Source organism: Aeromonas sp. EERV15 (assembly GCF_900079845.1).
Classification (GTDB): Bacteria; Pseudomonadota; Gammaproteobacteria; order Enterobacterales; family Aeromonadaceae; genus Aeromonas; species Aeromonas sobria.
Map to the genome: position 1 here is coordinate 28,720 of NZ_FKKY02000024.1, position 13,778 is coordinate 42,497.

Sequence of the window (13,778 nt, forward strand, 5' to 3'; positions counted from 1 at the left end):
TTATTCGCCTTTGGCGCTGAACTGCTGTTCGAGCTGAGCCAGCTTGCTTTCGATGGCGGCCAGTTTTTCCCGGGTACGCAGCAGCACCTTGGTCTGCACGTCGAACTCTTCGCGGCTGACCAGATCCAGCTTGCCCAGCTGGGCTTGCAGTACCTGACGCATCTTCTTCTCGGCCTCTTCACCCATGCTACGAATGCCGGGCGGCAGGGAGTTGTGTACCTGCTTGGCGATCTCTTCCAGTTTCTTCGGGTCGATCATGACGTTCTCCTTAAGCGTTGGCTGACATTCTACCGACAATTCCCTCACTTTGCCGAGATCGCGGTGGCTTTTTACGCTTTGTGCCATCAGCTAAACGCCACCCCGAAGGGCGGCGTTGTCGTTTCTGCAGGCAGCTTGCACATCTCAGGCAGGTTGGTGATTTCTATCCAGCCAGCCTTGCAGCAGGCCGACTAGCAGGCCGACAAGATGAGCCATATTGGCGGTTTTGGCACCAAGCATGTCGAAGAAACCGAGCACCAGCCAGAACAGCATAAAGCCCATCAGCGCCGGTGGCAGAGTCAGGCCACAGGCTGGTTGCAGCTTGCTGCGCAGCCAGCAGTAGCCGAGCAGGGCATAGACCACACCAGAGAGGCCGCCAAACAGCGGGCCGCTGACGAAGAACTCGGCGATATTGGGCAAGGCCGCCCCGATCAGCAGCAAGATCAGCAGCTTGCCGCTGCCAAGACGTTGTTCGATCTGGCCCCCCAGATACCACCACCACAGCAAGTTGAACACCAGATGGAGCACCGAGAAGTGGATCAGGGCGGGGGTGAAATAGCGCCATGCCTGCCAGTCGGTGAACTGGGTCAAGGTCGGGTGGAACGCCAGCTCGTTGAAGATTGGCAGGCCGATGGCATCGATCCCGTAGATGGCGAGGCAGGCGATGATCACTACCAGGGTCAGTGGTCCCGCTTGATGGAGAAAATCGGTGACCGGATCCATCATCCCCTTGCTGTAGTCAATGCGGGCATTGGCTTGGCCAGACTGCCAGGAGGCTTCCATATAGCGCGGGTGGTTTGGTTCAGTCAGGAAGCGCTTCACCTCCAGCTGGGCTTGGGCGAGGCGCTGCTCGTCTGCCAGCCAGATGGTGACCCCCAGCTCTGATTGGGTCAGTTCGCAGGAGATGCCCAGGGTCGCCAGATAGTCCACCAGCGCCTGCGCCATGCGGGCGTTGTCGAGCACCAGCAGCTGGATCATGCCTCGCCTGCCTCGATGGGAAACTCCCGGCGCCACGCCTCGAAGCCGCCATCCATGCTGTAGACCTCGTCATAGCCCTGTTGCAGCAGGTATTGGGCGGCCCCCTGACTGCTGTTGCCGTGATAGCACATCACTATGACCGGGGTATCGAAATCCACTTCATTCATGAAGCGCACCAGGGAGCCGTTGGTGAGGTGATAAGCGCCGACCGCATGGGCCGTTTCGAACGATTGCGGGTCGCGAATATCCACCAGTCGAGCATCACCGGCGCTCAGTTTTTGGTGAGCATCATGGGCACTGATATGGGCAAACTGGTCCATTGAAATGTCCTGCGAATAGGTTGATTACGGGTCAGTGTACCGCAAGCCGGGGCGCAAACTAACCCCACAAAAGATAAGGGAGCCAGCGGCTCCCTTGTCGTTATGTCAGCGCCGTTCCAGGCTCAGCCACCGAGATAAGCCTGCCGTACCGCAGGGTTGGCCAGCAGGGCAGCGCCCGTGTCTTGCAGCACCACGTGGCCGTTCTCCAGCACATAGCCGCGGTCGGCCAGTTTGAGCGCCTGGTTGGCGTTCTGCTCCACCAGAAAGATGGTCATCCCCTTCTGGCGCAGCTGCTCTATGGTGTCGAAGATCTGCTGGATGATGATGGGGGCCAGCCCCAGCGAGGGTTCATCCAGCAGCAGCAGGCGCGGTTTGCTCATCAGGGCGCGGCCGATGGCCAGCATCTGCTGCTCGCCGCCAGACATGGTGCCCGCCCGCTGTTGCAGCCGTTCGTGCAGCCGCGGGAACAGGGTGAACACCTGATCCAGCAGGGCGGGCTGTTCGGCCTTGTCGACAAAGAAGGCCCCCATCAACAGGTTCTCCTCCACCGTCAGGCGGGCGAAGATGCGGCGCCCTTCTGGCACCACGGCGATATCCTTGCGCATGATGCGGGCGGTGGTGAGGGAGCTGATCTGTTCACCTTCAAACCAGATGGAGCCGCTGCTGGGCTTGGGTTCACCACAGAGGGTCATCAGCAAGGTAGTCTTGCCAGCGCCGTTGGCACCGATCAGGGTGACGATCTCCCCCTCTTTTACCTCGACGCTGACATCGTGCAGCGCCTGAATTTTGCCGTAGTGGGTCGATACGTTGCGAAGTTCTAACATCTTGTTTTCCTTACGACTCGCCCAGATAGGCCTTGATCACTGCCGGATTGTTGCGGATCTCATCCGGCTTGCCGTGGGCCAGCGGTGTGCCCTGATTGACCACGAAGATGCGGTTGGAGATGCCCATCACCAGCTTCATATCGTGCTCGATCAGCAGCACAGAGACGCCGAATTCGTCCCGCAAAGAGGTGATCAATTCATCCAGCTCGTCGGTCTCTTTCGGGTTCAGGCCTGCAGCCGGTTCATCCAGCATCAGCAGCTCGGGCCGGGCTGCCATGCAGCGGGCGATCTCGAGGCGGCGCTGCTGACCGTAGGCCAGATTGCCTGCGGCGCGGTTGGCAAGATCCGTGAGCCCCACCTTCTCCAGCCAGAACGCGGCTCGCTCCAGCCCCTCTTGCTCGGCACGGCGAAAGGCCGGGGTCTTGAACAGACCGGCGATAAAGTTGGTGTTGAGGTGCTGGTGCTGGGCGACCAGCAGGTTCTCCACCGCCGTCATCTCCTTGAACAGCCGCACATGCTGGAAGGTTCGCACTATCCCCTTGCGAGCGATGAGGTGGCCGGGCAGCCCCTGGATCTCCTCACCCTTGTAGCGGATGGTGCCGCCACTCGGGCTGTAGAAGCCGGTCAGGCAGTTGAAGATGGTGGTCTTGCCCGCGCCGTTGGGGCCGATGATGGAGATCACCTCGCCCTTGTCGATATCCAGTTTGACCCCGTTGACTGCCAGCAGACCCCCAAAGCGCATCGACAGATCAGAGACTTCCAATAACTTCTGATTGGCACTCATTTTTTCAGCTCCCTATTCGATGTGGAGCAAGTCACTGCCAGCCATTCGGCCACATAGCGCATCGACAGATCAGAGACATCTATGAACTTCTGATGGGTACTCATTTCTTCAACTCCAGATGCGGACGGGTCATCGGCAGCAATCCTTGTGGCCGCCAGATCATCATGAACACCATCAACAGACCGAACATCAGCATGCGGTACTCGTTGAATTCACGGGCCAGCTCCGGCAGCACCGTCATCACGATGGCGGCCAGCACCACCCCGATCTGGGAGCCCATGCCCCCCAGCACCACGATAGCGAGCACTATGGCCGACTCGATAAAGACGAAGGATTCCGGGCTGATAAAGCCCTGCCGCGAGGCGAAGAAGCTACCGGCGAAACCGGCAAAGGTGGCGCCTATGGTGAAGGCGGTCAGCTTGATGATGGTGGGGTTGAGCCCCAACGACTTGCAGGCGATCTCGTCTTCTCGCAGTGCTTCCCAGGCGCGGCCGAGCGGCATCCGCAGCAGACGGTTGATGACGAACAGGGTCGCCACTACCAGCAGCAGCGCCATCAGGTAGAGGAAGATCACCTTGTGGTTGGCGTTATAGGTGATGCCAAAAAATTCGTGGAAAGTCTCCCAGCCGCCATCCTTGACGGTGCGGTTGAACTCCAGCCCGGCCAGGGTCGGTTTCGGGATGCCGGAGATCCCGTTCGGGCCGCCGGTCAGGGAGGTCATATTGTTGAGCAGGATACGGATGATCTCGCCAAAGCCCAGGGTGACGATGGCCAGATAATCCCCCCGTAGCCGCAGCACCGGAAAGCCGAGCAGGAAGCCGAAGGTGGCGGCCATCAGCCCGGCGATAGGCAGGCACTCCCAAAAGCTCAGACCGAAATAGGTGTTGAGCAGGGCATAGCTGTAAGCGCCGACCGCATAGAAGCCGACATAGCCGAGATCGAGCAGCCCCGCCAGACCCACCACTACGTTCAAGCCCAACCCCAGCATGATGTAAATCAGGGTGAGGGTAGCCAGATCGATGGCACCGCGCGAGGCCATAAAGGGCCAGAGCACCGCAAACAGCAGCACCAGCACCGCAGTGGTGTTGTAGAGCCGAGGCGCCTCTTCCTGACTTGGCAGCACCAGCTTGGTGAAGCCGACCGAGAAGCCACTGATGGAGGAGTGGAACAGCCGACTGATCTGGCCGCGCATCAGCTGGAACCAGAACACCAGGGTGGCACCGCCCAGCAACCAGGCCAGCGACACATCGAGGCGGCTGACGATCAGTAATTGACCCCCCTCTGACTCAAAACGAAAGCCGAGCAGCCAGAAGGAGAGCACCAGTAACACCAGACTGGCGATGCTGGCGTGGATGAATTGGCTTTTCATGCCTTCACCTCCAAAAGTTGCGGGCGACCACGGGTGCCGCTGCTGGGCAGAGAGAGCAGCATCAGAGTGGTGGTATCTGCATGAGTGAATGGATGTTTCATCATACTTTTTCTACCTCCGGGCGACCCAGAATGCCGGTGGGCATAAACAGCAGCACAAAGATAAGCAGGGCAAACGCCATCACATCCTTGTACTCGGTGCTGAGATAACCGGCGGTGAGCGCTTCAACCACCCCCAGCAGCAGGCCACCGAGCACGGCGCCCGGAATGCTGCCGATGCCACCCAATACCGCGGCCGTGAAGGCTTTCAGACCGGCCATAAAGCCGAGATAGGGGTTGATGACGCCGTAATACATGCCGAGCAGCACCCCGGCGATGGCGGCCAGCGCGGCCCCCAGCACGAAGGTGATGGAGATGACCACGTGGGTGTCGATCCCCAGCAGGTTGGCCATCTTGATATCTTCCGAGCAGGCACGGCAGGCGCGGCCCATGCGGGAGCGGTTGATGAACTGGGTCAGCGCCAGCATGGTGATAAAAGTCACCACGAAGATGATCAGCTGCATGTAAGAGAGGCTGGCCTGAAAACCATCCTCGCCCCCCAGGGTCCAACCACCGGAGATCAGGGTGGGCATGGCGATATCCCGCGAGCCCTGGGCCATCCGCATCATGTTCTGCAAGAAGATCGACATGCCGATAGCGGAGATGAGGGGGATCAACCGGTTACCACCGCGCAGCGGCCGATAGGCGACCCGCTCGATGCTCCAGCCATAGGTGCCGGTGATGACGATACTGACCAGGAAGGCGCCCCCCAGCAGTAGAAAGGTGCTGTCGATGCCCATCATCATGAGCCCCGCCATCACCATGAAAGCGACATAGGAGCCGATCATGTAAACCTCGCCGTGGGCGAAGTTGATCATGCCGATGATGCCATAGACCATGGTGTAGCCGATGGCGATCAACGCATAGGTGCTGCCTATGGTTAATCCGTTCAGCAGCTGCTGAACCAGATAAAGGAGGTGTTCGGACATACTGCGTTCCCTGTACTTGCCCGCAAAGAGAGGAGGGGGTGAGTGAGGCTCACCCCCAAATCGGCAGATTATTTGACTTGGCTGGAGGTACCGTCAGCGTGCCACTGGAACACCCCGAATTCGAAGCCTTTCAGGTCACCGTTCGGTGCCCAGTTCAGGTTGCCCATCACGGTATCGATTGGGGTTGCCTTGATGGCGGCGGCCACGGCGGCCGGGTCATCTTCACCCGCTTTGGCGATACCGGCTGCCAGGGTTTGCACCGCGGCATAGGTGGTCCAGACGAACGGACCGGAAGAGTCCTGACCCTTGGCCTTGAATGCCGCAACCAGCGGGGCGTTGGCAGGGACCAGATCGTACTTGTTCGGCAGGGTGACCAGCAGTCCTTCGGACGCCGGGCCGCCGATGGCGGAGATATCCTTGTTACCCACCCCTTCCGGGCCCATAAACTTGGCTTTCAACCCTTTCTCGGCAGATTGGCGCAGGATCAGCCCCAACTCCGGGTGATAGCCGCCGTAGTAGACGAAATCGACGTTCTCTTTCTGCAGCTTGGCGATCAGGGCGGAGAAGTCCTTGTCACCGGCGGTGATCCCTTCAAAGGCCACCACTTTGACGCCCGCCTTGTCGAGCGATGCCTTGACGCTGGAGGCGATCCCTTCACCGTACTGCTTCTTGTCGTGGATAACAGCGACGCGCTGGGGTTTGACCTGCTCGATGATGTACTTGGCGGCAGTCGGGCCCTGATCGCTATCCAGACCTATGGTACGCAGGGTCAGCTGGTAACCGCGCTCGGTGATCTTGGGGTTGGTGGAGGCGGGGGTAATCATCAGGATCCCCTCGTCTTCATAGATGTCGGACGCGGGCAGGGTGTTGTCGGAACAGAGGTGACCGACCACGAACTTAACGCCGTCGTTCACCACCTTGTTGGCGACTGCCACCGCTTGCTTGGGGTCGCAGGCGTCGTCATAGACGATCGCCTCAATCTGCTTGCCAGCGATGCCGCCAGCCTTGTTGATCTGCTCTACCGCCATCTTGCCGCCGGTGAACTGCATGTCGCCGTATTGAGCGACCGGACCAGTGACCGGACCGGCGATACCAATCTTGATGGTGTCTGCTGCATTGGCGATGGATATCGATCCAAACAGAGCCAAAGAAACCGCTGCGCTTACTGTTATTTTGCTCAACTTATGCATTGATTCGTCCCTTAATCAGTGAATTATTTCATTTCCGTACCTTGTTCCGGATCTTGATCCCACATGTCCGGCAGTAGATAAGGTTCTATCATTCCTCACGGGACAATAACAAGCTGTTAAAGATACTAACCAGAGGGGGTTGGATGGGGGTATTTTGAAACTAATGACCTGTTATTTTTGTTGGTTTAGAATTTAATATTGATTTTGCCTCTTAACATCTTGGCAACGAGTTGCTGGTTGGTGAAATGCCAGAGGATTAATCTGGTGATAATTTACCCTGATGGCGCTCCCATTTTGACCACAATTAATTTGCGCAAATACAAATGGGCGCATAGATTAGCCAGCATTGACAATTCCGTGGCCGAGCCCGTTAAAACCAAGCCTTTATTCGGGAAATCTGCTAATGTTCCGCCTTTGACAGTCAGGAGACTGAGATGGCCACTATCAAGGATGTCGCCTCTCGCGCAGGCGTATCCATCTCCACCGTCTCACATGTGCTCAACCACACTCGGCGGGTCAGCGAAGACGCGACCCAGAAAGTGATTGAGGCGGTGGCAGAACTCAACTACGCGCCCAACTCGGTAGCGCGCAGTCTAAAAATCAATTCGACCAAGACCATTGGCATGCTGGTGACCACCAGCGTAAACCCCTTCTTTGCCGAAGTGGTGCAAGGGGTCGAAGCGTACTGCTTCGAACAAGGCTACAGCCTGATCCTCTGCAACACCGAAAACCAGCCGCCCCGCCAGCAGCATTACTTGAGAATGCTGATGGAAAAACGGGTGGATGGCCTGCTGGTATTGGGTACTGATATCGATACTCCGTTGCGCGATATGTTGCGCATCCACAAACATGTGCCACAGGTGGTGCTGGATTGGGGTACGGAGTGCGATTTCGCCAACGTGATCAACGATAACGCTCGCATCGGTGCCGGCATGGCTGTGCGCCATCTGCTGGAACTGGGGCACACCGATATCGTCTGTATCACTGGTCAGGTCTCTAAAGAGACCACCCAGCAGCGACTGGACGGGGTGCGCGACGCCTTGGGCGAGCATGGTCTGACCCTCAAAGATGAACAGATCTTTGAAGGGGATTACGAGAGCCAGAGCGGCTTCGATGCCATGCAGCGTATCCTGGCCTTGCAGCCCCGGCCGACCGCGGTGTTCGCGTTCGACGATCCGATGGCAATCGGGGCTATCTGTGCCGCTTGGGAAGCCGGGGTCAAGGTGCCTGATGACATCTCTGTGATCGGCTACGACGATGTGGCGATGGCCCGCTTCTCCAGCCCGCCACTGACCACCATCCGCCATCCCAAGGCCGAACTCGGTCTGTTGGCGGTCAAGCATCTGGTCAGCCGGATCCGCAACAAAGAGCTGGATGTCGAGTCAATGACGGTACAGCCCGAGTTGATCATCCGTCGCTCGGTCAAAGCGCTGGGTTAATCACACCTCTATTGCCCCAATGAAAAACCCCCTCTGTCACGAGGGGGTTTTTGTTTATGGATCGGTGGATTTCAAGTGGCTGCCCAAACGGCGAATATCAGTCCAGCTGGCGATTATTTCAACCGTTTGAGCCACCTCTCACTTTGTCTGTCGGTCGTTTGATCAATATCAACAAAGGGTTAAGTTCTGATGGGTTCCCATCTTATCCGTTCCATGCTGTAGGTTGGATATGACTGTCAAGGATGGTGTCTTATGTTCCCCCCTCGCAAGCTGGGTCACCAGATCACGCTGCTGGCAATCAGCGGCATCGTGTTGCTCGCCGTGGTCTTGCTCACCTTTAACCTGTTTGAAAACCGCCAGCGGGCGGTGACGGCGGAACAGGGCGCACTGCAAACCGAGCTGCAAAATATCGAATCGGTGATCCGCAATGCCAGCCATGAAACCATGCTGGCAGCGACTTTGATTGCCCAGCGGCCGGATGCCGCCAAGGCGGTGGCCGACCAGGATTGGCAGACGCTGGCCAGTCTGTTCGATCCGCTCTGGCCCGCCCTCAAGGCGCAGGGGATCCAGCAGTTCCACTTCCACATTCCCCCGGCCACCTCCCTCTATCGGGTGCATAAACCCGCGAACCATGGCGACGACCTCTCCACTACCCGGTTGGCGGTGGTCGAAGTGAACCGCAACCATCAACCGGTGGGCGGGCTGGAGACCGGTCAGGGCGGCACCGGGATCCGCGGTGTGGTGCCGGTTACCTTCAACGGCCAGCCGGTTGGCTCGGTGGAGTTTGGCCGCGCCCTCGATGCCTCGCTGTTTGCCGATCTGCTGGGCAAGGGCAGTCGGCTCGCCATCTATCTGTTTGAACAGGGCAAACCCGTGATGCTGACCGGCACCGCCATGCTCAACGAGTCGGGAGACTGGTATCAGGGGGTGCTGGCGGGCGAGAGCCGCTTCACCACCATCAAGCAGCAGGGGAGCGATTTTTTGGTGATGGCGGCGCCGCTGCGCGACTTCTCCGGCAAGGCGGTCGGGGTGATCGAGCTGGCACGGGATCACAGCGTGGTTGCCGCTGCGTTGGCGCGTCAGAGTTGGCAGATGGTGATGATCGCGCTGCTCGGCACCGCCCTGATTGCAGTTGCGCTGGTGCTGCTGCTGGCGCGTCTTAGCCGCCCGCTGCTCGACAGCGTCAAGGCGCTGGAGGCGCTGGCCAACGGCTCCGGAGATCTGGGCAGCAAGCTGCCGGTGGCGGGGCCGGAGGAGATCCGCCGCCTTGGGTCGGCGTTCAATGTCTTCGTTGCCAAGATCCGCGACACCATCAGCCAGCTCACCACCACGTTGGGCGAACTGGCTGGCGAGAGCGAGCGGCTGTCGCGCAGTGCGGCGGGTAACCTCAGCAGCATGACGCGCCAGCAGGAGCAGACCACCCAGCTTGCCACTGCCATGACCGAGATGACCAGCACGGTGCACGAAGTGGCCCACAACACGGTGCAGGCGGCCGAGGCGGCCAGCGAGGCAGACAATCAGGCGGTCACCGGCGATGAGGTGGTGCAGCAGAGTGTCAGCATGATCGAACAGCTGGCTGAGGAGATTGCCAGCGCGGGCAACACGGTGAGAGAGGTCGCCAAGGCCAGCGAGCAGATTGGCTCGGTGCTGGCGGTGATCCAGTCCATCGCCGAGCAGACCAACCTGCTGGCCCTCAACGCCGCCATCGAGGCGGCCCGGGCCGGTGAACAGGGGCGCGGTTTTGCGGTAGTGGCCGACGAGGTGCGCTCGCTGGCGGGTCGCACCCAGCACTCCACAGCCGAGATCCGCGGCACCATCGAGCAGCTACAACGGGCGGTGGGCGCGACGGTGACCATGATCGAGCACAGCGTCTCGCAGGCGGGGGAATCGGTGGAGCGGGCCAATCAGGCGGGGGATGCTCTCAGCCGGATCAAGGGGGCGGTCAACAGCATTCGCGACATGAACGCCCAGATCGCCGCCGCCTCGGAGGAACAATCCTCGGTGAGCGACGAGATCACCCGCAATATCGTCAGCGTCCACGAGATCTCTCAGGCCACCACGCTGGTGGCGCGGGATACCGCCCAGATTGCCACCCATGTGGCGACCCTGGTGGACAAGCTGGGAGAGCTGGCCGGGCAGTTTCAGGATGGCTCCAACGTGCAGATGGTGCTGACCCGCGCCCGCGCCGCCCATCTGGGCTGGAAGACCCGGGTGCGCGCCTATCTGGATGGGCAGGAGGGGTTGTCGCGCAGCGAAGCGGTCAGTGACAAGGAGTGCCGTCTCGGCCGCTGGTACTTCAGCGAGGGGGCATCTTGCTGCAGTTCACAACCGGCCTTCAAGGCGATTGCCACCCCTCACGCCAGATTGCATCAGGTGATCCAGCAGGTCATCGAGCTTAAAAATCAGCACAAGCACGACGAGGCGGAGGCCCTCTACCGGGAGATCGAGCAGAACTCCGAGAAAGTGGTCGGTTGTATCGATCAGCTGTTGCGAGAGATGACCCAGCCGGAGCGTTAATCACGCTCGGGCCGGATAGCCAAAGGGCTGACAGCGATGTCAGCCCTTTTTAATGGCGCTGGTCAGGGGCGCGAGGTTACTGCACCGGGTGCTGATCCTGATAACGGGCGGCGGTGATGAACTGGCCGAAGGTGTCACACCAGACGATCACGCTGCTGTAACGGGCCGGATCGACCGTGGCAGGCAGCGGCACGATAAAGTTGTCGAAGGTCTTCACCGGCCCGACCCGCACCATCTGATCCTTGAGGCGGGCAAAATCGGCCTCGGTCTCGACAAACTCGGGGGAGAGGTAGAGCTGGTAGTCGGGCCCGGGGGCCAACTTGCCCATCAGGCTGATGGTATCCGGCCCTATGCTCACCTTGCCTTCCCCCCAGTGCAGCCGATCGCTGTCTGTCAGATCCCGACGAAAGGTGCCGTGGAATCTGGCTTGTTGCTGGCTGGCCGCTACCTGCTCAGTATCAGGTGCGAGCGGTGCGATCAGAATTGGCAGGGTATAGACACCGGCGGCAAAGCCTGCCGCCGCGACCAGCAGATGGGTGCCCACCAGCAGGGCCATGGTTTTGCGTTTCATGATATCTCGGTCGTTGATGAACAGGAGTCAGCATCATAGCAGTGGCACCGGTTGGCCCGCTTGTCGTCCGGCGTAATGGAGCAGGATGTTTGCGCAGCACCGGCCGCGCGAAAATAGACCGCTCCTTAAGCTCCGGTACAAGGGGGGGCGGGATAATGGCTGCCAGCGCCGAGCTGGTGGCCGGATTTGGCTCCCGCCGCTGACAACCCTGCGCCAGTTGCCGAACGTGGAATCGAAAGAGTGAAACCGACCAATAAATCCCTGCTGTCCATGCCTGAACGCCAGATCCCGCAGATGCCGTCTGACGAACCCGAGACTATGCTGCCCGCCGAGCCAGCGCGTGAGGCACCCAGCGAGCCGCCCATCGCGCCTGTGCTTGCTGAGCGACCGCTCCCCTCGTTTCACTCAGGCACCACTTCACTGTCAGCTCCGCCGATTGTGGTGGTGCCGGTTACGCAGCCACTGCCTGCTCGCGCCAGCAACAAGCTGGTCGGGGCGCTGATCTGTACCAGCCTGGCGCTGGTGGCCTCGCTGGTTTTCATTGCCCGCCTGCACCTTGCGGCACTTCCTCTGGTGGTCAACGAGCCGCAGCCACTGGCTGAGTTTGGCGTGGCTGCCATGGATCAGCCGGACCCCCTCTATGCCATGGAGCTGGCCTTTCCGCCGCGCGAGACCACCATCCCGCAGCCGGTAGCTGTTCCTAACCAGAAGCCAGCCAAGCTGAAGATCGGCGTCTACAAACAGGCGGATAACGTCGAGAAGTGGCGCCGCTGGGCGCGCCAGCAGAACGTCACCTTCGAGGCAGTGAAAAAGAACCGCGATGGCGAGCCCCACTACGTCCTCTACCTGTGCGAACAGGACCCGTCACGCATTGACCAGCTCAAGCTCGACGTGGCCCGCATCAGCGGCGAAACCCCGCTGCTGGTACGGCGGGCATCCTCCGCCAGCATCTAGCGAGCAATGAACCCCGGTTGAGTGGGCTGGTGACGATGTCAGTCATCAGTCAGATGATTACTTGTGTAGAAAGGTGGGTGCCCCGGATTTCCGACCGGCATGCACCATATCTCACCGCCTTATGCAGGTTCGATTAGCGCAGCGTAATCGGACGATCGAGAGGCTGTTGTTCCGGCTGCTGCCGCGAGTCAGGGTTGGCCAGCCGGAGGGGGTAAATCGGGGGTAGCTATAGAGGAAAGAGCGATATACAACAAGTCTCAATTAGGCCTTCAGCTAATCAATGGCTATGGGCTGGCAAGAGGATATGTCATAGCCCCGAGAGTATTTTCCTCTCGGGGCGTGATATCCAGAAGTGCATGCTATAAAAGCAAAAAGCCTCAGGAATTGACCACCTAATTACTGTTCGGTTAATTGCAGTGTCGCCATAATTGGCAGATGATCGCTGACGGTTGGCCAATTGATCCCGGCATAAACACCGGTCTGGGCCGGAATGGTGACATTTTTGATATTCCAGCGCTGCGCATTGCTGGTAAAAATGTAGTCAACCCCGATTTCAGGGTTATTTGCAGGCCATGTACGATGCTCCCGATTTAGTGGGGTTATCGAGTTCCAGTATTTTGTGACTTCCTTGATGCTGGCGGTCTCTGGTGTGTCATTAAAATCACCCATGAGCACTTTTATGCCACGAATTTCAATTGTCCTGTCATTAAGCTCCTGGATTTGGCCAATCCGCATTTCTGGATTCTCCTTGGTATCCAGATGGGTGTTGATTGCGGTAATGGTGGCCGGGAAGCCCGGCACGGAAACTTCGGTGATCAGCGCTATTCGTTGTTCTCTGTTGCCGGATGGCAGCTGTACAATTTCTTTGGTTTTGATCGGATATTTTGACAAGAATGCCAAACCATATTTACCACCATCAAAGTCAATTGCTGCACCAAACACACCATTCATGCCGGTGAGTTTTTTTAATTCAGCCAAGTGATCGATATTGCCACTGCGCTTTGTTAGTTGATCAACTTCCTGCAAAGCAACAATATCTGCTGAGCTAGCCTTTATTGCTGCTGCAATAGCGCTGATATTTGACACTTTTGCCGCACCAATATTGAACGTGGCAACAGTAATGGATGGGCCTTTATTTTGTGCAAACACCTTGTTGGATAACCCGTTCATGGCACTGGCCACTTCACGGCTGTTCTGGTTGTTGTTGGCACGCCCATCCTGAGCATTGGCACAGAGTGGAAGTGTTAGCGCCCCAATGAAAAAAAGACTGTATAGTTTGTTCATAAATATCTCTATAGAAAATGCTGTATTGTGCGTGATGTTTTTATCTGAAATGGAATGGTTTTATGGAGGTTTTTATATTCAACCTCTGATTTTTATACACTAAATTTTCGATGAGAATTAACCAAGTTGTTTTTGCTGTTATTGTGATGCAGCCCACTATTCAGGCGTTTCACCTGTCCCATTATTAAGCAGGTATTTATAAATAAAATAATAGTAGTGTGAATGGTGCGGGCCATAGCTGATCGGCGTCAGGCAGACGCACC

At 58.4% G+C, this 13,778-nt stretch carries 13 protein-coding genes; 3 read left to right on the forward strand and 10 right to left on the reverse strand.

The window, feature by feature from the left end; all coding sequences use genetic code 11:
* The 8 genes from BN4575_RS18325 to BN4575_RS18360 form a co-directional block, all read right to left on the reverse strand.
* Positions 1–258: a ubiquinone biosynthesis accessory factor UbiK gene (locus BN4575_RS18325; RefSeq protein ID WP_068979268.1), complete on the reverse strand. Its 258-nt coding sequence runs from the start codon at positions 256–258 to the stop codon at positions 1–3.
* 144 nt (positions 259–402) lie between these two features.
* Complete coding sequence (gene glpG, locus BN4575_RS18330) at positions 403–1,236, reverse strand: rhomboid family intramembrane serine protease GlpG (RefSeq protein WP_068979269.1); 834 nt, start codon at positions 1,234–1,236, stop codon at positions 403–405.
* Entirely contained in the window at positions 1,233–1,556 is a 324-nt protein-coding gene (gene glpE / locus BN4575_RS18335; protein ID WP_068979270.1) for a thiosulfate sulfurtransferase GlpE, read from the reverse strand. The genes glpG and glpE overlap by 4 nt, the downstream gene beginning before the upstream one ends.
* A 122-nt stretch (positions 1,557–1,678) precedes the next feature.
* The gene (locus BN4575_RS18340) at positions 1,679–2,380 is read right to left on the reverse strand and encodes an ABC transporter ATP-binding protein (RefSeq protein ID WP_042021096.1); all 702 of its coding nucleotides are present in this window, start codon (positions 2,378–2,380) and stop codon (positions 1,679–1,681) included.
* A gap of 10 nt (positions 2,381–2,390) precedes the next feature.
* Positions 2,391–3,164: a high-affinity branched-chain amino acid ABC transporter ATP-binding protein LivG gene (gene livG / locus BN4575_RS18345; protein WP_042021094.1), complete on the reverse strand. Its 774-nt coding sequence runs from the start codon at positions 3,162–3,164 to the stop codon at positions 2,391–2,393.
* A 100-nt stretch (positions 3,165–3,264) separates the two neighbouring features.
* Entirely contained in the window at positions 3,265–4,533 is a 1,269-nt protein-coding gene (locus tag BN4575_RS18350; RefSeq protein ID WP_068979271.1) for a high-affinity branched-chain amino acid ABC transporter permease LivM, read from the reverse strand.
* Positions 4,534–4,633: 100 nt separating this feature from the next.
* Positions 4,634–5,560, reverse strand: coding sequence for a high-affinity branched-chain amino acid ABC transporter permease LivH (gene livH, locus BN4575_RS18355; RefSeq protein WP_042021090.1), 927 nt, complete (start codon positions 5,558–5,560; stop codon positions 4,634–4,636).
* 68 nt (positions 5,561–5,628) lie between these two features.
* Complete coding sequence (locus BN4575_RS18360; protein ID WP_042021088.1) at positions 5,629–6,750, reverse strand: branched-chain amino acid ABC transporter substrate-binding protein; 1,122 nt, start codon at positions 6,748–6,750, stop codon at positions 5,629–5,631.
* Between the two features lie 434 nt (positions 6,751–7,184).
* On the opposite strand from BN4575_RS18360, the gene BN4575_RS18365 reads away from it, so the two are divergent.
* Positions 7,185–8,189, forward strand: a complete 1,005-nt coding sequence (locus tag BN4575_RS18365; protein ID WP_042021087.1) for a substrate-binding domain-containing protein — start codon at positions 7,185–7,187, stop codon at positions 8,187–8,189.
* A gap of 252 nt (positions 8,190–8,441) precedes the next feature.
* Positions 8,442–10,706, forward strand: coding sequence for a methyl-accepting chemotaxis protein (locus BN4575_RS18370; RefSeq protein ID WP_068979272.1), 2,265 nt, complete (start codon positions 8,442–8,444; stop codon positions 10,704–10,706).
* A gap of 76 nt (positions 10,707–10,782) precedes the next feature.
* Here BN4575_RS18370 and BN4575_RS18375 read toward each other — a convergent pair whose 3' ends face one another.
* Positions 10,783–11,277, reverse strand: coding sequence for a DM13 domain-containing protein (locus BN4575_RS18375; protein WP_068979273.1), 495 nt, complete (start codon positions 11,275–11,277; stop codon positions 10,783–10,785).
* Positions 11,278–11,517: 240 nt separating this feature from the next.
* Here BN4575_RS18375 and BN4575_RS18380 point away from each other — a divergent pair, with 240 nt between their 5' ends.
* Entirely contained in the window at positions 11,518–12,231 is a 714-nt protein-coding gene (locus BN4575_RS18380) for a hypothetical protein (protein ID WP_068979274.1), read from the forward strand.
* A 396-nt stretch (positions 12,232–12,627) separates the two neighbouring features.
* Here the strand turns inward: BN4575_RS18380 and BN4575_RS18385 are convergent, their stop codons facing one another.
* On the reverse strand, positions 12,628–13,515 hold the full coding sequence (locus BN4575_RS18385) for an endonuclease/exonuclease/phosphatase family protein (RefSeq protein WP_068979275.1): 888 nt from the start codon (positions 13,513–13,515) through the stop codon (positions 12,628–12,630).
* Between the last annotated feature and the right edge of the window lie 263 nt (positions 13,516–13,778).